We start from the raw sequence: 18849 nt of genomic DNA, 5'->3' as shown, positions 1-18849 counted from the left end.
AGGCGACCGTGAGCGCCACGTCGGCTACGCCGTTTATCATCAGCGGCACACAGGCCCACCCAAACTCCTTGAACGAGAAGTCCCACTCTTTCTTCACGCGCGCCCGGATCAGGCCGTAGCCGCCGAGATATATCACATCGCCAATTCCCCCGTATATTAAAAAATTGGCCTCGCTCGCATTGGGCAGCTCGTAGACCCAGCGGTCCATGAACCCCCCGATCCCCCATAGAATCGCGGCAAGGGCGGACTGGTAAAACCATATGGGTATCCCTAAAATCTTGCGCGAGGGCTTCTCCGTGGGAGAGGAAGGCTCGTACGCGATGCCCATGCAACCTAGGATGACCACCGCAACCCCCACGTATTGCCAGGGGAACAGGATTTCATCCAAAAGATGGATGTAGCGCGCATCAAGAATGACGATAACAGCGGTCACGGCCGGATAGGCCGCGGATATCGGGCCGACGATACTTACGGGGCCGTGCACAATGGCTTCAAATGTAAGAATCCAGGCCGTGGTCTCCAGTGTGCTGGACAGAGTCCCGTAGAGCATAAACTCTAAATCATGGAGAGCGAACGGCATAGGATGGTCCTCGGTCAGATGCCAGTACCAGGCGAACCCTCCGTAGAACAAGATCGTCGTAATTGCGCCGTACGCGCAGAAACGGGAGACCGATATGCTCTCGTCGAGGAATTGCTTGTACACTCCGTCCGATATCCCGTAACTGAATACCGCAATCAATGAAAGCCCGAACCAGGGCTCAAATAAAAGCATGCTCGAATAATTCCTTTGTCTTCATCTGTTCATTGGGTTACAGGAATCCGTTACACAACACACGGCGGTTTTTAAAGGTCTCTCGCTCTACCACAAGCGGTCCCGATTTGCTACTACGGGCCGGAGCATAAAATCGCGCCGATGAAAGTAAGCGTGATGCACGTCCACTGAAAGCGATTAAGCCTCTCACTGAGGATGATGAACGCATACACCAGCGTTATCGGGATGGAAGCGGCCGACAGGGTCGTCACGAGCGTGGCCGGGCCCATGTTATAGGCGACCATGATCGCCACGTCGCCGACGGCGTTAAGCCCAAGCGGAATGAAGGCCTGCAGCGGTTCCTTTATCGGGGGGAATTTCCACTCGCGCTCCTGAATCAGGCCGTAGAAAAGGAGCGCGAGCGCCGTGGCAATCCCCGCAAACAACGCGAAATTGGCCTCGCTCGCATTGGGCAGCTCATAGACCCAGCCGTCCATCATCCCTCCGATCCCCCATAGAATCGCGGCAAGAACGCACTCTATAAACCATATGGGTATCCCTAGAAATCGGCGCGCGGGCTTTTCCGTGGGAGTGGAAGGCTCGTACGCAATGCCCATGCAGCCGATGACGACCAACGCAACCCCTAGGTATTGATGGGGGGACAGGGTTTCATCCAAAAGATGGGTGAAGCGCGCATCAAGGAAGATCAGCACGGCGGTCACGGCCGGATAGGCCGCGCAAACCGGGGCGATAATACTGATGGGGCCGCTCACAAGGGCCTCGAAGGAAAGAATCCATGCCGCGTTTTCCAGTGTGGCGGCCAGTATCACGTAGAACATAAACTCGCGCCCCTCCGGAGCAAACGGCGGAGCGTGCTCGTTGGTCAGAAAATAATACCCGTAGACCACGATTGTTATCGGTACGGAATACAGGCAGAAACGGGAGACCGTTATACTCTCGTCGAGGAATTGCTTGTACAATCCGTCCGATATCCCGTAGCCGAATACCGCAACCATTGTAAGTACGAACCAAGGCTCGATCAGCATGGAACCCCTTTCCTGTTAGCTTCCTGTGGCCCCTTGGTTGCTACTGCTCCGATTGTCCCAGCTCCCGCTCGGTGCTGCGGTATTCGGGGAAGGTCGTCGCCCCGGTCGCTAGGCATTTTTTAAAAAATTCCCCGGCCTTTTCCCGGTCGCCGCCGAGAAGGCGCCGCATGCCGACGTAGTAGTACGCCTCGCACTTCTGGCCGCGGTCGGTCTCCTCGTCGTCGCTTTCAGCCGCTTCGAGGGCGGCGTCTTCCGTGATGATGCCGGCGTAGAAGCGCACCAGGGGCGCGGGCCATTCGGCCTCCGCGAGTCCCGCGTAGATTTTCCTCAGCTCTTTTTCGTGCGCCCGGGCTTCTTTCTCCATGCCTGTTTTCAGGAGGGCGAGCGTGTAGGCGAGCTGGCTGTAGCTGTCCTCGTACTCCGAGGCCGCGGCCGTGCGACGCTCGGCGCCTTTATAACCCCAGGGAATGGGCGTCTGGAATTCCCGGACGCTCTCCTCGTATCTTCCCATGTGGTAGTACACCCACCCCAGGCCGTTGCGTGTAGCGAAGCTGTGTGGGTCGAGCGCTACGGCTTTCAGAAATTCCTGTACGCTTTCCTCGTATCTTCCCAGGTCGGAATAAGCCCACCCCAGGCCGGCGTGCGCCTCGGCGTCCTTCGGGTCGAGCTCCATGGCCTTCTGAAAGCTCGAAAGCGCCTCCTCGTATTCTTCCTGGTAGGTGTGAGCCCATCCCACGTCGACGTGCAGCACGGCGTATTCCGGGTCGAGCGCGATGGCTTGTTGAAATAAGACTTCCGCTTCTTCCCAGTTGTTTTGAAAGACGTAAATGTTACCCTGCCAGCGCAGGCTCTCGGCGGTGGGAGGGTCGATCTTTTGCAGGAAGCCGAGCGCCTTGTCTGGCTCGCCCTGGTAGTGTGCGGCCATCACGAGACGCGCCGCGTTGCGAAGATCCTGCGCTCCTATCTTTTCCAGGCTCATCTCCTCGGGCAGGGTGAAAAACACCAGCACGGAACTCTCCCTCTCCCGCAGCCACCGGATGGTCCTCAGGAGCTCGAGGTGGGGTCGAATTTCCAGGTAGCTGGGAAACGTATGTATCTGGCCCCAGAGGATGAGGTCCGCCTGGAGCGTTTCGCCGAGGACCCTTGCCTCCTCCTCGGTGCGGGGCGGGATGAAATCATCCGCCAGGATCGTTACGTTCTCCTCGTCCCCCAATTCCTGTTCAAACATTTCCTCCGCCAGGCGCTGCATGTCCAGGCCCTTTTCCAGGGCCCTCTCGTCCGGCCCCCAGAACGGCGCCACCGCGATGACGAATTGTTCCTCCTTTTTTTCTTCCGCCCCCTCTCCCCGCGTGAGAAGGGAAACGGAGGGGAGGGTTCTCCACATCCACCATCCCGCCACCGCGACGACAACGATGACAACCACAACCCAGAGGGTTGCCTTTCCTCGCGGCCGCCCCGGCGTTTCGCTCATAGGCTCATCTTGACCGCAAGAGCGTCTCCGTCGGCTTTCCGGTGCACGTGAAATTCTCCAACGCTTCGACCATCCGCACCATTCTAACAGAACTCAACCGCAAATGGGAGATTCCTTAAATTATATAAAGAAGCGTCCGTTCCCCCACCTCTCTTTTTTTGGCATTTCCGTTTCGCTACTCCGGGCCGGAGCATAAAATCATGCCTATGAAAACCAGCGTGATGCACAGCCACTGAATGCGCGTGAGCCTCTCCCCGATGATGAAGAACGCGTACACCAGCATTATGGGTATGGAGCCGGCCAGCAAAGTCGTCACGAGCGAGGCCGGCCCCCACTTATAGGCGAGGATGAGCAGCAGGCTGCCGGTGGAAAACATCACCAGGGGCGCGGCGGCGAGGGCAATTTCCCTTGCCGGAAATTTCCACTCTCGCTCCCGAAGCACGCCGTACCCGCCCAGGGTGATCGCCACGGCGAATCCCCAATACAGCATGAAATTGGCCTCGTTCGCCCGGGGCAGCTGGTAGGCGTATTTCGTCAGCGTCGCCCCCATTCCCCATCCGCACATGGCAAGAACGGACTGCAGGAACCACAGCCGGCTCGTGCCCCTTTTGCCGGACCCGGATTCGCCGGACCGCTCCGGGTCTGAATGCGCATGCGCAATGCCTATGCATGCGGCGATCACCAGCACAATCCCCGCGTATTGGGCGGGGGTCAGGATTTCATCCAAAATAAAACGGGCCGACACGACGGTCACGACCGGAGCGGCCGCAGTAATCGGGCCGACGATGCTCACGGGGCCGCCCGAAAGGGCCTCGAAGTAAAGGACCGCGCTCGTGCTCTCCATCAGGCTGGCCAGCACCGCGAAGAAGAGAAACTGCCGGCCCTCGGGATCAAGCGGCGGAGGATGGTCATGCATCAGATAAAAACCCAAGTACACCACGGCGGCTATCGGCACGGAATACAGGCAGAAGCGAGGGGGCGTTATGTCCCCGATGAACTGCTTGCACAACCCCTCCGCAATCCCGTAGAGGAAAACCGTGATTAACGTAAGCACCAGCCAATGCCCGCTCAGCAGGGAAAGCATTACTGTTTAACTTCCTGCTTCGGCGCGGCGCACCGCAAGGTTTTCGGACGCTTCAGCCATCCGCGCCATTCTAACAAAACCCGGCGGCATAGTTAATAGCGCGCGGCCGCGCGCCGGGCGCGCGAGCCTTGACACACCTCGGCCATGCATCCATACTTATGCGTTCCCGGGCGTCACCCGGGTTCTGCTGGGTTACGATTTTCTCGGAAAACTTAAAAAAAACAGAAAGGGAAAAAAGCTATGCCATCGCGAAGCATTGTCGATCGGCTTAAGGCCGGCGAGTATATAGTTATGGACGGGGCCATGGGGAGCGAGCTACAAAGGCGCGGAGTCGACGTGGACAAGGGCTGCTCCGTCGATAAGCTCGGCGTGTGGTCGGCCGCCGCGAACCTCGACGCCCCGGATGTCGTCCGGGCGATCCACGAGGATTACCTCAAGGTCGGAGCCGAGATCATCATCAGCAACAATTTCTTTACGAGCAAGGGGATGCTGTCTATGATCGGCGAGCAGAACCGATGGGAGGAGTACGTGCGGCGGGGCGGTGAGCTGGCCGTCGCGGCCCGTGACGCCGTCAATCCCGAAGCGTACGTTGCGGGCGGCATCGCCCCCACCTTCGGATACCAGAACGTAAACGAAGACTGCGGCAGCGATCTCGGCCAGGAGTTCGAGGCCATATCCCGCATCCTCGCCGAGGCGGGCGTGGACTTTATGCTTCCCGAGTACATGGCGGGGGAAATCGTGCACGAGACCCCGATCAAGGACTGCGTGACGGCCGTGGACGCCTGCGCAAAGACGAAGCTTCCCGTGTTCCTCGGGCTGAACATCGCAACCGACGGGAAGAAAGACGGAAAGATGATGCACGGAGAGACCTACGCCGAACTCGTCGCGGCGCTCAAGGGCCACAGGGTGGACGGCATCTTCCTGATGTGCTGCGACCCCGACGAGGTTACGGCCAGCCTGCCCGAGCTGCGCAAGGCCTTCGCCGGGCCCATCGGCGCCTACGCTGAATTAGGGTATTACGAAAATCCCAAGTACGGCACCTCGCCCGACGAAAAGTTCTGGCTCCACGGGATCCGGGGGATCACCCCGGAAAAATACGCCGAGTACGCCCGCGAGTGGAAGAAGATGGGCGCCCAGATCATCGGGGGGTGCTGCTCGAGCGAGCCCAAGCACATCAAGGCCATCGCGCCCGTGGTGAAGGGTTAGCCCCGCCTTTGAAAATATAGACCAACCGTTTGTGGTTGTAGCGGGCGGTTCATGTGCCGCCCGCTGCAATTTAAGGAAGGATAATTCGCAAGCTTCGGCTGAAAATTTGGGCGGGTCGCGTCGGCTATTCCGCGCCCGGGGCCATGAGCATGCCGACGAAAATTATCGTGACGAACACCCACTGAAGGGGCGTGAGCTTCTCCTTGAGAACGAAGAACGCATACACTATCGTCAGCGCCGGATACGCGCCCGACACAGGCGTCACGATAGAAGCCAGGCCATATTTGTAGGAAATGATGAGTATCACGTCGCCGATGGCTATCATCATCAGGGGCGTAAAGGCGAGCGCCATCTGCCTTTTCGGGAATTTCCAATCCTTTTCCTTGTACGCGCCATACACGGCCAGCGGGAGGCAATAGCCGATGAAACCGAACAACGCCATATTGCCCTCGCTCGCATTTTCCGTATACTCGAAGGCGTATCTCGTCATCCCTGCCCCGATCCCCCATCCGAGCGCGGCAATCAGGGCCTGTAAGAACCATACCGGCATTCCCAGAACTCGGCGCTTCGAGACCTTTTGGTCTGGGTCGGAAGGCTCGTACGCGATGCCGATGCACCCGGCGATCACCATAAAGACCCCGATGTATTGTTTGGTGGACAAGGTTTCGTCCAAAATAAAATAGGCATACACGACGGTCACGGCCGGATAGGCGGCGGAAACCGTCCCGACAATGCTGATGAGGCCGCCCGCAATGGACTCGTAATAACAGACATAGGCCACGCCCTCCAGGAGGCAGAGCGTCAGCGCGTAATACATAAACTGGCGCCCCTCGGCGGCAAACGGGTTGGGTGAGGGCATATATAACAAATAAAAAACCGCGTCCGCCAGGAAGTACGTCGGCACGGCGTACAGGCAGAAACGATAGGCCGATACGTCCCCGACGTACTGCTTGAGCAGTCCCTGACCAATTCCGTAGAGGAAAAACGCGAGAAACGTGGTCTCCAGCCAAAAATGGTCGCTGAACATTTCCTGCTATCTCTTTACTGTTTTCATCCGTGCCGTCCCGGCGGAGCCCCGGGGCTTCCGTCGAACGAAGGAAAGCATAGTATCACAAATTCCAAATTTAATCCTTAAATATTTTCATCCGCGCCGTTCCATCGGTGCGCCGTGGCTCCCGTGGGACGAAGCGGGACATATTACCACAACTTTCAATTTCAACAAAATATTCGTCAATTATCCCCCTGATATGGACGGGCCGACCCATACCGGGGGCACGGGGGAATCACTTGACAAACGCCGCGTTTTGTCTTACACTATAAGAGGTAAAAAAAGGGGTGCGATAGACAAGCACTTGTTTGTTTGAAGCCATACGGAGGGCCGGTGCGGAGGGGGAGCGCACGTCCCGCAGGGGCACCGTCCAAGCCCGGGGGAAGCTCCAACTGGAAACGCGGAAGACAAGGATAAAGGAGAAGGGGTATGGTGGACAAGCACTTGTTTGAAGCCGCGCGGAGGGCCGGTGAGGAGGGGGAGCACAAGTCCCGCATGGGGCTCTATCTGAAGATGCTTCGCTCGGCGCACCATAAGACGCTGCGGGAGGTGACCGACGAAGCGCAGCAGTACGGCGAGGTCGTTTCGGCCTCTCTGCTCGCCGACGCCGAGAATGGCAACGTCATTCCCTCCGCCCCCAAGCTCATCACGCTGGCCAAGATCTATCACGTGCATCCGCAGCGCTTCCTCGACCTCATCGACCTTGACCGGCAGCCGAAAACGGTCCCCGGCGAGAAGAGCCCAGGGGTGCTCGAGAAGCGGGCGGACGGGGCGTTCCAGGCGGGCGACTACGCGCAGGCGTACGCCTATCTCGAGGAGGCGCTCTCTTTCCCCGCGGAGCCCGCCCACGCGGCCCTCCTCCGCAACCGGAAGGCGGAGTGTCTGTGGAAGATGGGAAAACTCCAGTGGGCGCGCGACGAGTTCGAGAGGGTGCTAGGCCTGTTCGAGCTCGACGATTCTTCGAGGGTGCAGGCGTACAGCAACCTCTCGGCCGTGTTCCGGCAGATGGGAAACTTCGAGATGTCGCGCGCCATGGCGCTCCAGGCCCTGGCCCTGACGGAGGTCCACGATGACTCGGAGCACCAGGGCGCCATCCTGAACACCCTCGGTGACCTGGATTACGACCTCTACGAGCACCGCGAGCGCTCGGACTCGTTCCTGCTCGGGCGGGCGATCGAGCACTACAGCCTGTCGCTGGATTTTTTCAAGAAGACCAAGGACAAGCAGGCGCAGCGCGTGGTGGTGCTCATGAACCTGGGCCATAGCTACATCCTCAACGCCCAGGGGCGCAAGGGATACCGCAATCTCCACGACGCACTCAAGCTGAGCGAGAAGCTCAACCACCACCGCTACACCGCCCTCGCACTCAGCGGCCTCGGCAAGGGGCACTACGAGCAGGAGGGCTACGAAGCGGCCAAGGACTACTTCCACAAGAGCGAGCTCATGGCCGTCCGGCACGGCTATCCCGACATCCGCTTCGTGAACCACTACTACCTTTGGCGCATGGCACGCGCGGAGCGGAACGAGGTGGTCGAGCGAAGAGCGCACCGGGCCCTCAAAACCCTCCTCAAGCAGTGCGATTCGGACTCGGTCGAGGTCGCGCGCTTCCTGGAATTTCTTCAAGAAGAAAAAGGGGGGAAAGAGTAGCCAGCAGCCAGGGGCCGGGTATCAGGGGTCAGGGTTTAGGGATTAGCCGTCGGCGTTCGGCGAATCGCTCCTTGCTTCTTGTTCCTTACTCCTTACTAGTTGCTACTTGTACAGCCTCTCGATCACGTCCTTGTATTTCTCCTCCACGGCGTGGCGGCGCACCTTGAACGTGGGCGTGAGCGTTCCGTCCTCCACGCTGAGGGGCTTTTCCAGAAACGCGAAGCGTCTCACGCGCTCGTAGTCAGAGAGCCCGGCCATGTGCCGCGCGGCGTCCCGCTCGATGGCCTGGTGCGCCTCGGAGGCGCTTTTTCCTTCAAGCGCCTGGGCGCTTGGAACGATGAGCGCCACGATGAATTTCCTCTTGTCGCCGACCGCGACGGCCTGCTCGATGTAGGGGCTGCGCTTGAGGAGCGCCTCGATGGCCTGCGGCGCGACGTTCTTCCCTGCCGCCGTCACGATGATGTCCTTCTTGCGGCCCGTGATGCTGAGGTAGCCGTCCCCGTCGAGCGCGGCGAGGTCGCCCGTGCGGAGCCAGCCGTCCTCCGTTAAGGCCCTCTTCGTGGCCTCTTCCTTGTTCCAATAGCCGGGCATCACGTTGGGGCCCTTCACCAGGAGCTCGCCGTCTTCGGCGATCCTGACCTCGACGCCGCGGAGAGGCGTCCCCACGGTGCCGTATTTGGGGTGCTCCAGCGGGCTCTGGGAAATGACGGGCGAGGTTTCCGTCAGGCCGTAGCCCTCGGTGAGGCACATGCCCGCGGCGTAGAAGAATTTCCCGAGCTCCGGCGAAAGTGGCGCGCCGCCCGAGATCATGAGGCGCACGGGGCCGAAGGCCCTGCGGATGCGCGAAAAGGTGATCGCGTCGGCCAGGCGGTAGCGGAGCGCGAGCCCCGCCGGGGGAGCGGCGCCGCCGAGGACCGCCTCGGCGTACCGCTGTCCGGTCTTGAAGCTCCACCGCGCGAGCGCCCTTTTGAGAAAATTCGAGGAGGCGCGGTCGAGAATCTCGTCGTGGAGCTTTTCGTAGAAGCGCGGAACCGCCGTGAAAATGGTAGGCCGTGTTTTCTTCACGCACTCCCGCAACTGAAACGGGTCGGGAACGTGGACGATGCTCACGCCCGAGAAGAAATAGAGGTAGTCGAGCAGCCGCTCGAAAATGTGGCTGAGGGGAAGAAAGGAAAGCGCGCGGTCGGAGGAGCGAAACTCCACCCGGTCGGCACAGGCCAGGACGTTCGAGGCGAGGTTGCCCTGCGTCAGCATGACGCCCTTGGGCTCGCCCGTCGTGCCGGAGGTGTAGACGATGGTGGCAAGGTCTTCGGCCTTCGGGGCTTCGAGAAGCTGGCGATGCAAGTCCTGGTTCTGCTCCCAGACCGGTGCCCCCTTCGCTTCGAGGTCGCTCAGGTGGAGGATGGTCTGCCCGTCCTCCCTGCCCGTCCTTTCGAACGTGACGATGTGTTTCAGGTCCGGAAGATTCGCCCCGGCTTCGAGAATCTTCTCCAACAGCGGACCCTTCGAGACGGCGGCGGCCTTCGCGCCAGAGTCCTTCAATATATATTGAGTCTGCTCCCTGGAGGCGTTCGTGTAGAGCGGCACCGTGACGGCACCGGCGTTCAGAACGGCCAGGTCCACAAGCGCCCACTCGAAGCGATTCTCGGAAATGAGCGCCACGCGGTCGCCTTTTTGAATCTCCATCGCGTTCAGGCCGAGCGTCGCAAGGCGCGCGCGGTGGTAGAAATCGCGCGAGGAAACGGCGTAGACCTCCCCCGCGGCGTTCACCCCGAGGAAGGCGTCGTCTTTCAGGAACCGGCTCACGCCGGAGCGCAGGCACTCGTTCAGCGTCTCAAGCGGCATGGGTGTCTCCTTTCCCTTTCAGGGCTCGCGGCGCCGACACTATATGGCTTGTCGTTTCGCAAGTTCCTTCACCTCATCATCGTCGTAACCGAGGAGCCCGGAAAGCACCTCCCGCGTGTGCTCGCCCAGGGTCGGGGGAGGAAGGCGCACTCCGAGCTCGCCGTCGGAATATTTTACGGGAATCCCCGCCAGCTTCACCTTGCCGGCTTTCGGGTGGTTCACCTCAATGAGCATCTTGCGATGGAGCACTTGGGGGTCTTGAAAAACCTCGTCTATCGTGTTCAGGGGCGCGCAGGGAATCCCTTCCCCGGAGAGAATTTCTACCCACTCGCCGCATGTCCTTTTGGCCACCTCCTCCTCGATCAGAGGAATGAGATCCTTTCTGTTCCTGACCCTCAGGTCGTTCGTCCTGTACCTGGGGTCGTCCGTCCAGTCGTCCTTTCCGAGAATTTTGCAGAACTTCGCCCACAGGCCGTCGTTCCCCACCGAGATGGTGACGTAGCGGTCCTTTGCCATGAATGTCTGGTAGGGAACGATCGTCTCGTGCGAGGCGCCCCATCTCGCTGGAATCTCGCCCGATACGAGATAGGAACTCCCCATATTGACGAGCGTTGCAACCTGGACATCGAGAAGCGAGAGATCGATCCTTTTCCCCACACCCGTGCGGTTGCGCTCGTGGAGCGCCGAGCATATCGCTCCGTAGGCGTAGATGCCCGTGCATACGTCCGTAATCGCGACGCCGACCTTGCAGGGCGGGCCGTCCGGAGGGCCGGTTATGCTCATGAGCCCTCCCAAGCTGGACACCACGAGGTCGTAGCCCGCCCTGTCGCGGTAGGGCCCGTCAGGCCCGAACCCCGTAATCGAGCAGAAGATGAGGCGCGGGTTGATGTTCTTGAGCTCCTCGTAGCCGAGGCCGAACCTTTCCATGGTGCCCGGAACAAAATTCTCCACCAGGACATCCGATATCTTCGCGAGCCTCCTTGCAATCTCAACTCCCTCTTTCTTCCCAAGGTCAATGGTGATGGAGCGCTTGTTCCTGTTCACGCAGAGAAAATACGCACTCTCGCCGTCCGCGAAAGGCGGGCCCCAGGATCTCGTCTCGTCTCCTTTTTCCGGCCTTTCTACCTTTATGACGTCCGCCCCGTGGTCGCCTAACATCATCGAACAATAGGGTCCCGCAAGGACCTTGGAGAGATCAAGCACCCGTATGCCTTCGAGAGGACCGTTCATGCCGAAGATAATGTGAAATCCTTGAAAAACACAGGCCTGTTCGGCCGCGGCGTTTAAGTATAGCAGAAACAATTTGCAAAACCCCATGGGATGGACGCTTGAGGAGAGGTGGTGGCCGGAGTGCTTCCTGTCCGCAGGAAGGGTTGCCGAACAGCTTTTATCCCTAACCGGCCGGTGGCTCTCTTACAGCCGCACTTGGCGCACGCTTTGAACGGTGGGAAGTTTTTTCAGGGCGGCGAGGACGTTCTCGGGGGCCTCCTCATCGAGCGCGAGAACGGTGAGGGCCGACCCGGAGCGCTCCTTGCGCCCGAAGCGGCACTCGCCGATGTTGATTTCGTGCTTTCCGAGGAGAGAGGCCACGCTTCCCAGGGAGCCGGGCACGTCCTGGTTTTCGACCAAAAGGAGAACCCCTCTCGGCTCGACATCCACGCGATAGCCGCTTATCTCCACCAATCGAAGCAAGGACTGTTCAAAAACGCAGCCCGCGAGCACGTGTTTCGCGCCCGCCTCACCGGTAAACGTCACGCGCATCAGGTTGGCGTAGCCCAGGTCTTTGTGGCTATGTATCTCCTCGACCGCGATGCCGCGCTCCGAAGCGCGCGGAAGCGCGTTCACCCAGTTGACGCCGCCCTCGGTCATGGGATTGAGCAGGCCCTTCAAATAGGCGCACGTGAAGGGCTTCAGGTCGCCGATCTCCTCGCCGCAATATTCGAGGCACACGCTTTTAGCGGGCTCGTCCATCAGCTGAAAGTGCAGCGCGCCCATGCGCTCGGCCAAATCGAAAAACGGCTTCCCCTCCTCGGGCAGGCGGCGGAAGGGAACGTTCAGGGCGTCCTCGTAACTTCCTTCGAGGAGAAATTTTCTCAATCTTTCAGCAATCTGAACGCCCACCTTCTCCTGCGCCTCGCTCGTGGAGGCGCCAAGGTGCGGCGTGGTTACCACGTTGGGCAAGCCGTAAAGAGGCTTCATCTCCGGGGGCTCTTTTATGTAAACGTCGAGCGCCGCGCCGGCGAGGCGGTCGTTTTTAATCGCGTCGTAGAGAGCCTCCTCGTCCACGACGCCGCCGCGCGCGCAGTTTATCAGGCGCGCCGTGGGCTTCATCAGGGCAAGGCGCTCGGCGTTTATGAGATTGCGCGTCGCATCGCTCTTCGGCACGTGCAGGGAGACGACGTCGGATTCCTTGAGGAGCGCATCGAGCTCCGTCATTTCGACGCCGAGAGACTCGGCGCGGGCTTGCGGGATGTAGGGGTCGTGCACGAGGACGCGCATCCCGAGCGCCTGCGCCGCCGTGGCCACGAGCGATCCGATGCGTCCCATACCGACGAGGCCGAGTGTTTTGCCCCGGAGCTCGGTGCCGGTGAATTTCGAGCGCTCCCACTTTCCCTCCTGAAACGAGGCCCAGCCGCGCGGCACGTTGCGCGCGAGCGCGAGCATGAGCGCCACGGTATGTTCCGCGGCCGACACGGTGTTCGCGTCGGGGACGTTCATCACGGCGACGCCGAAGCTCGTGGCGGCGTCGAGATCCACGTTGTCAATGCCGACGCCGGCGCGCCCGATGGCGCGCAGCCGCGGAACCCCCGCCTCGATGACGTCGCGGTCGGCGCGCGTCGCGCTCCGCACAACGAGCGCGTCGAAGCCTTCCTTCAGTTTCTTAAGGAGCGCTTCTTTCGGCGACTTCGCGGGCATGGACTCGGTCTCGATGACGCCCCCCTCGCAAAGGCGCTTTACACAGGTTGCGGAAACCGGGTCTGCCAGAAGTATGCGCAACGCGGGCATGGCAACGGAGCATAGCACATTGGGGAAAAACATTCAAATTTTCTTGCGCGGTTTTCTCGGGGTATGGGAGGCCGGAATCCGCTTGCAACGCCTCACGCGTCTCTGCTAAACTGATGCTCCATGGCCAAAGCCGCCAGCACGGTTGTCCTCTATCCCGGCTCGTTCGACCCCGTCACGATGGGACACATAGACGTAGTGGAGCGCTGCCTCAAAATTTTCGGCCGCGTCGTCGTGGCCGTGCTGAAGAATCCGCAGAAAGAGCCGCTTTTTTCACTCCGGGAGCGCATCGCCATGATCCGGGCCGCGCGGCGCTGGCCGCAGAATTTTTCCGTCGAGGCGTTCGACGGCCTGCTTGTGGATTTCGCCAAGCGAAAGCGCTCGAACATCCTCGTGCGGGGCCTTCGGGAAATTTCCGATTTCGAGTACGAGTTCCAGATGGCGCTTATGAATCGCCGCCTCGCCCCGCGCATCGAAACCGTCTTCATGATGCCCAAGACTGATTACACTCACGTGAGCAGCCGCCTTGTGAAGGAAATCGCCTTCCTCGGCGGAAGCGTCAAGGGCCTGGTACCCGCCGTGGTTGCGCGGGCGCTTCGCAAAAAGTACACCAACCAATGAAACTCTCCTCTCCACGGAGCATTCCCGAATAAGGTACACAAGACAATGAAACTATCCTCCCGTGCCCAGAGCATCCCAGAGTCCGGCACCTTCAAAGTCAAGCGCCAAGCCGGCGAGCTGCGCGCCAAGGGAAAAGACGTCATCGGCCTAGGCCCCGGCGAGCCCGATTTCGCGACGTTCCCCGCCGTGTGCGAGGCCGGCGAGCGCGCCATCAAGGAAGGCCACACGCGCTACCCTCCCTCCGCCGGCGTCAAGGAGCTACGCGAAGCCATCGCGGAGCACTACAACAAGAAGTACGGCTGCAAGCTCTCGTTTCAGAACGTTTTCATAAGCGTCGGCGGCAAGGGCGCGCTCTACCACAACTTCCTCGGGCTCCTCGACCGCGGAGACGAGGTCATCGTCCCCGCTCCCTATTGGGTCTCGTACCCGCCGCAGGTGGAGCTTGCCGAAGGGAAGTCTGTCGTCGTCTCGACCGAGGATTCCGGACTAGTCCTTGAGGCGCGCCACGTCGAGGGCGCGCTCACGCCGCGCACGAAGGCCGTCGTCGTGAACTCCCCCTCCAACCCCACGGGGCGCATCATCCCGCGGGACAACCTGAACGCCCTGGTCCGCCTGGCCAAGGAGCGCGGCATCGTCCTCGTGGGCGACGAGTGCTACGAGGTCTACGACTACGAAGGGACGTTTGCCTCGCTAGCGGAGCATTTTTCCGAGCCGGACGCGCTCGAGCACATTCTCCTCACGCACACCTTCTCGAAGCCCTACGCCATGACCGGCTGGCGCGTAGGCTACACCATTGGCTCCAAGGAACTCGTGAGCGCGATGGCGAACCTGCAAAGCCACACCGTCTCGAACACGGCCACGTTCGTGCAAAAAGCGGCCGTGGACGCGCTGCACCTGCCCGCGGCGGAGCTTGCTCCGCTCATCGAGGGCTACCGCAAGCGGCGCGACCTCGTGGTCCAGGCCCTCCGGGCCATGCCGGGCATCGATACGACGAATCCCGAGGGCGCCTTCTACGTCTTCCCCTCCGTCAAAGGCGTGATGAAGCGCATGGGCCTCGAAACGTCGAACGCGTTCGCGGCAAAGCTTCTCGAGGAGGCATACGTGGCCGTCGTGCCGGGGGCGGACTTCGGCATGGACGGTTACGTCCGCATCTCCTACGCCGTTCCGGAAGACCGCCTGCGCGAGGCGATGGAGCGCCTCAATAAGTTCGCGAGCGGATAAGAAACAACCGCAAAGCCCGCAGCCCAGGATTTTCCCAAAAGACGCGGCATCGCGTCCGTAGTTCGGGTCTTTAAGCCGTGCCTTCCGGCCGAGCGGATTCGTGTTTTTTCATCATGGACAGCAGGAGTCCCGCGCCAAAGCGCTCCGGCGGAAAGGGCGCGGTTTTATTAAGGAATTTATGATGCTTTACACGGGGCTTTAGCTCGCCCCATGCAAGACTCTCTACAGCCGACGGCTTCCCGCAGGAAGCTCCTCACCGAAGGAAGCATCCCGCGGGGCATCTTCTCGCTTGCAATTCCCACGACGGCGGCCCTCCTTGTGCATTCGGCTTTCGAGATGGTGGACATGATCTGGATAGGGCGGCTCGGCGGCGAGGCCATCGCGGCGGTGAGCGTCTCGAGCTTCATCATTTGGATGCTTTTCTCGCTTTCGGAGGGCGTGGTTTTCGGCGTGCTGGCGCTCGTGGCGCGCCGGGTGGGCGAGGGCGACACCTCGCGCGCCGCCTACCAGGCGTGGCAAGGCATAGGGTTCTCGATCGTCGCGTCGCTCGTCGTGGGGCTCGCGTTTCTCCTCGGGCTCAAGAGCGTTTTCCGCTTTATGCAAACGCCGTCCGAAGTCACGGAGCTCGGCATTTCCTACCTGACGATCGTTCTGTACGGGCTTCCGGTGTTGTTCGTGTTTTACGTTCTGGACGCCGTGTTCAAGGCTTCGGGCGACGCGAAGACGCCAATGTGCATTGCCATCTTCTCGCTCGTCCTGAACGCCGCGCTCGATCCCCTGCTGATTTTCGGGTGGCTCGGGTTTCCGGAGTTGGGCGTCGCCGGAGCGGCGATTGCGACCGTCTTCTCGAGCGCCGTGGGACTCATTGTCGCGTTCCTGTACCTTCCCTCCTTCATGTACGGACGCACGGCGCCTCCCTTGCTTTCGAGAATCATCCCCGACGCAAGGGTCTATAAAAGAATCCTCCAAATCGGCGTGCCGGCTTCCTCTTCGCACACCTTCTTCTGCTTCGTGTACGTGTGTCTCACGCGCATCACGACGCAGTTCGGCGTGCCCGCCATGGCGGCGCTCGGGATCGGGCACAAGCTCGAGTCGGTCTCCTACTTCACGAGCGTGGGATTCGGGGAAGCGGCGGCGACGCTCGTCGGGCAGAACCTCGGCGCGCAAAACCCCGACCGCGCCGAGAAATGCGCATGGCGGAGCGCGCGCTACGCCGCGTACGTTTCGGCCTTCATGGGGGGGTTGTTCCTTCTCTTTCCCACTTACCTGATGCGGATTTTCACCGACGATCCCGCCATCATCGAGGCCGGAGCCCTCTACCTTCGCATCATTGCGGTCCCGCAGGTGTTCGCCGCCTCCGAGATCGTCTTCGAATCGGCGTTCGTCGGCGCGGGCAACACGATCCCACCCATGCTCATCAACATACCCCTGTTTTTTTGCAAGATTCCCCTCGCGTACGTCCTGTCGAGGCCGGCTTTCTTTGGCTCGGCCACGGGCATCTGGTGGGGCATCGCCTCGACGATAGTGGCGAACGGAATCCTGATGCCGCTCTGGTTCCAGCGTGGGAAATGGAAGGAGAAGAGGGTTTAAGGAAAAAATAACGGTGCCGCCCGGCCCCGGCCTCTATCTAGCCCCATGCAAGACACTCGACAGCCAGTAGCCTCCCGCAGGAAACTGCTCACCGAAGGAAGCATCCGGCGGGGCATCTTCTCGCTCGCGATTCCCACCACGGCGGGCCTCCTTGTGCATTCGGCCTTCGAAATAGTGGACATGATCTGGATAGGACGGCTCGGCGGCGAAGCCATCGCGGCGGTGAGCGTCTCGAGCTTCGTCTTTTGGTTGGTTCTCTCGCTTGGGGAGGTCGTGGAAACGGGCGTGCTGGCGCTCGTAGCGCGCCGGGTGGGCGAAGGCGACATCACGCGCGCCGCCTACCAGGGATGGCAGGGCATAGGGTTCTCGCTCGTCGCGTCGCTCGTAGTGGGGGGCGCGTTCCTCCTTGCGCTCAAGGGAATTTTCCGCTTTATGCAAACGCCGCCCCAAGTTACGGAATTCGGCCTTTCCTACCTGACGATTATTTTATTCGGGCTTCCGGTGTTCTTCGTGGTGAACGCCATGGAGGCCGTTTTCATGGGCTCGGGCGACGCGAAGACGCCCATGTACATCCTCATCTTTTCGCTCGTCCTCAATGCCGTGCTCGACCCCCTGCTGATTTTCGGGTGGCTCGGGTTTCCGGAGATGGGCGTCGCCGGAGCGGCGATTGCGACCATCTTCTCGGGCGCCGTGGGACTCGTAATCGCGTTTGTGTACCTTCCCTCCTTCATGTACGGACGCACGGCGCCTCCCGTGCTCTCAAGATTCATCCCAGACACAGGAATCTACAAAAAACTCCTCAAAATCGGCTTGCCGGCCTCCGCTTCGGGCACCTTCTTCTGCTTCGTTTACATGTGGCTAACGCGCATCACGACGCAGTTCGGCGTGCCCGCCATGGCGGCGCTCGGGATAGGGCACAAGCTCGAATCGGTCACCTACTTCACCGGCGTGGGCTTCGGGGAAGCGGCGGCGACGCTCGTCGGCCAGAACCTAGGCGCCGGAAACCCCGACCGCGCCGAGGCATGCGCATGGCGGAGCATGCGCTACGCCGCGTACGTTTCGGCCTTTATGGGGGGAATGTTCCTTCTCTTTCCCGCGTTCCTGATGCGGATTTTCACCGACGACCCCGCCATCATCAAGGCCGGCACCATCTACCTGCGCATCGTCGCAATCCCGCAGGTGTTCTCCGCCTTCGACATGGTCATCGAATCCGCGTTCATCGGCGCGGGCAACACGATACCCCCCATGCTCATCAGCGTGCCCTTGTTTTTTGCCAAGATTCCCCTGGCCTACCTCCTGTCGAGGCCGGATTTCTTCGGCTCGGCCACGGGCATCTGGTGGGCCATCGCCTTGACGATGGTGTTGAACGGAACCCTGTTGCCGCTCTGGTTCCAGCGCGGGAAATGGAAGGAGAAGAAGGTTTAATTCCCTCCCACCTTCAGGGAGAAAAAACAGGTTTCGGAACGGGCGCTAGGGAAAAATCGCCGGCGCCGCCGCTTTCCTTACGACGACGGGGGCGAAGGATTCGCCCGTGCGTTCTCTCGCGCTTCCCGGCCGTCCGCGTGAGCCGCGGGGGTTTCCGGCTCGGCCTCTTCACAGTAGAGGATGCGGCCGCAATTCTCGCACTGAAGCACCTCCTCGCCCTCGCGCACTCCCTGCACGCGCTGCTCGCTCACGCGCGCGCCGCAGGCCTCGCAGACGCTCTTGATGCGCGCGACGGCGACGCCGTCTTGGTTTTTGACCAAGCGCATGAAAACTTCAAGCATTTTCCCGTCGAGCGCCTCGCTTTCCTCGGCCCAACGCGCTTCGAGCTCGCCGTGGCGCGCGGAGAGCTCCCGCTCCATCTCATCAAGCTCCTTCTGCTCTTCCTCTATGCGACGCTTGAGCGCGGGCTTCTTGCGTTCCTGCGCTTCCACCTCCCTGTGAGCATCCTCCTCCGCATGCTTCTGTTGAATAATCTGGTCCTCTGTTTTCCTTATCTCCCTCTCGACGTCTTCGATCTCGGGAAGAAGCGCTCCGTAGGCCGCGCTCGTTTCCATCTCTAAAAACCGTGACTCGAAACCGTCTCTCTTCTCCTTGAGTTTTTCCAGGTCACCCTTGAGCGAGCGAATCGTACTGCGTAGTGAGGCGATGCGGTCCGAAAGCGCCGACAGGTTCGCCTGGAACGCCTCGCTTTCCTCTTGAAGGACGTCTCTGCGCTCGGGGAGCATGGCAAGGTCTTCGACCGTTTCCTCGCGCGCCGAGTGGACCTCCTGCATGCGGACGAGGCGCTTAAGGGTTTCGTTCACCGCGCGGCCGGGCCTCCGTTCCAACCGG

The 18849-nt window shown here is 60.7% G+C and carries 15 protein-coding genes; 6 read left to right on the top strand and 9 right to left on the bottom strand.

All coding sequences use genetic code 11. The features are described 5' to 3' along the window. The 4 genes from JSV08_04145 to JSV08_04130 all read right to left on the bottom strand — a co-directional run. The coding region (locus JSV08_04145) for an EamA family transporter (protein ID UCF81610.1) at nucleotides 1-772 on the bottom strand (772 nt) is incomplete at its 3' end. A gap of 113 nt (nucleotides 773-885) precedes the next feature. Then, the gene (locus JSV08_04140; protein ID UCF81609.1) at nucleotides 886-1797 is read right to left on the bottom strand and encodes a DMT family transporter; all 912 of its coding nucleotides are present in this window, start codon (nucleotides 1795-1797) and stop codon (nucleotides 886-888) included. A gap of 40 nt (nucleotides 1798-1837) precedes the next feature. Beyond that, nucleotides 1838-3268: a tetratricopeptide repeat protein gene (locus tag JSV08_04135; protein UCF81608.1), complete on the bottom strand. Its 1431-nt coding sequence runs from the start codon at nucleotides 3266-3268 to the stop codon at nucleotides 1838-1840. Between the two features lie 175 nt (nucleotides 3269-3443). Continuing rightward, nucleotides 3444-4352 carry a DMT family transporter gene (locus JSV08_04130; protein ID UCF81607.1) on the bottom strand — a complete coding sequence of 303 codons (909 nt, stop codon included), beginning with the start codon at nucleotides 4350-4352 and terminating at the stop codon, nucleotides 3444-3446. A 240-nt stretch (nucleotides 4353-4592) separates the two neighbouring features. On the opposite strand from JSV08_04130, the gene JSV08_04125 reads away from it, so the two are divergent. After that, complete coding sequence (locus JSV08_04125; GenBank protein UCF81606.1) at nucleotides 4593-5558, top strand: homocysteine S-methyltransferase family protein; 966 nt, start codon at nucleotides 4593-4595, stop codon at nucleotides 5556-5558. A gap of 124 nt (nucleotides 5559-5682) precedes the next feature. On the opposite strand, the gene JSV08_04120 is transcribed toward JSV08_04125, so the two are convergent. Then, on the bottom strand, nucleotides 5683-6585 hold the full coding sequence (locus JSV08_04120) for a DMT family transporter (protein UCF81605.1): 903 nt from the start codon (nucleotides 6583-6585) through the stop codon (nucleotides 5683-5685). A gap of 450 nt (nucleotides 6586-7035) precedes the next feature. Here JSV08_04120 and JSV08_04115 point away from each other — a divergent pair, with 450 nt between their 5' ends. Beyond that, a complete protein-coding gene (locus JSV08_04115) occupies nucleotides 7036-8253 on the top strand; it encodes a tetratricopeptide repeat protein (GenBank protein UCF81604.1) in 1218 nt (405 codons plus the stop codon). A gap of 102 nt (nucleotides 8254-8355) precedes the next feature. Here the strand turns inward: JSV08_04115 and JSV08_04110 are convergent, their stop codons facing one another. From JSV08_04110 to JSV08_04100, 3 genes are all read right to left on the bottom strand, one after another. Next, on the bottom strand, nucleotides 8356-10098 hold the full coding sequence (locus JSV08_04110) for a long-chain fatty acid--CoA ligase (GenBank protein UCF81603.1): 1743 nt from the start codon (nucleotides 10096-10098) through the stop codon (nucleotides 8356-8358). A gap of 39 nt (nucleotides 10099-10137) precedes the next feature. After that, entirely contained in the window at nucleotides 10138-11328 is a 1191-nt protein-coding gene (locus JSV08_04105; GenBank protein ID UCF81602.1) for a CoA transferase, read from the bottom strand. A gap of 183 nt (nucleotides 11329-11511) precedes the next feature. Continuing rightward, the gene (locus JSV08_04100; GenBank protein UCF81601.1) at nucleotides 11512-13104 is read right to left on the bottom strand and encodes a phosphoglycerate dehydrogenase; all 1593 of its coding nucleotides are present in this window, start codon (nucleotides 13102-13104) and stop codon (nucleotides 11512-11514) included. 120 nt (nucleotides 13105-13224) lie between these two features. On the opposite strand from JSV08_04100, the gene coaD reads away from it, so the two are divergent. The 4 genes from coaD to JSV08_04080 all read left to right on the top strand — a co-directional run bounded on the left by coaD (nucleotide 13225) and on the right by JSV08_04080 (nucleotide 17958). Next, nucleotides 13225-13722, top strand: a complete 498-nt coding sequence (gene coaD, locus JSV08_04095) for a pantetheine-phosphate adenylyltransferase (GenBank protein UCF81600.1) — start codon at nucleotides 13225-13227, stop codon at nucleotides 13720-13722. Nucleotides 13723-13767: 45 nt separating this feature from the next. Then, nucleotides 13768-14943, top strand: coding sequence for a pyridoxal phosphate-dependent aminotransferase (locus JSV08_04090; GenBank protein ID UCF81599.1), 1176 nt, complete (start codon nucleotides 13768-13770; stop codon nucleotides 14941-14943). Nucleotides 14944-15153: 210 nt separating this feature from the next. Further along, nucleotides 15154-16533 carry an MATE family efflux transporter gene (locus JSV08_04085; GenBank protein UCF81598.1) on the top strand — a complete coding sequence of 460 codons (1380 nt, stop codon included), beginning with the start codon at nucleotides 15154-15156 and terminating at the stop codon, nucleotides 16531-16533. 45 nt (nucleotides 16534-16578) lie between these two features. Continuing rightward, nucleotides 16579-17958, top strand: a complete 1380-nt coding sequence (locus JSV08_04080; GenBank protein ID UCF81597.1) for an MATE family efflux transporter — start codon at nucleotides 16579-16581, stop codon at nucleotides 17956-17958. A 77-nt stretch (nucleotides 17959-18035) separates the two neighbouring features. On the opposite strand, the gene JSV08_04075 is transcribed toward JSV08_04080, so the two are convergent. Next, nucleotides 18036-18821 carry a hypothetical protein gene (locus tag JSV08_04075; protein UCF81596.1) on the bottom strand — a complete coding sequence of 262 codons (786 nt, stop codon included), beginning with the start codon at nucleotides 18819-18821 and terminating at the stop codon, nucleotides 18036-18038. Nucleotides 18822-18849 lie beyond the last annotated feature (28 nt).

The organism is Acidobacteriota bacterium, assembly GCA_020349885.1.
Lineage (GTDB): Bacteria > Acidobacteriota.
Note: the sequence above shows the minus strand (reverse complement) of the source record. Positions and strands in the feature narration are given on the sequence as shown.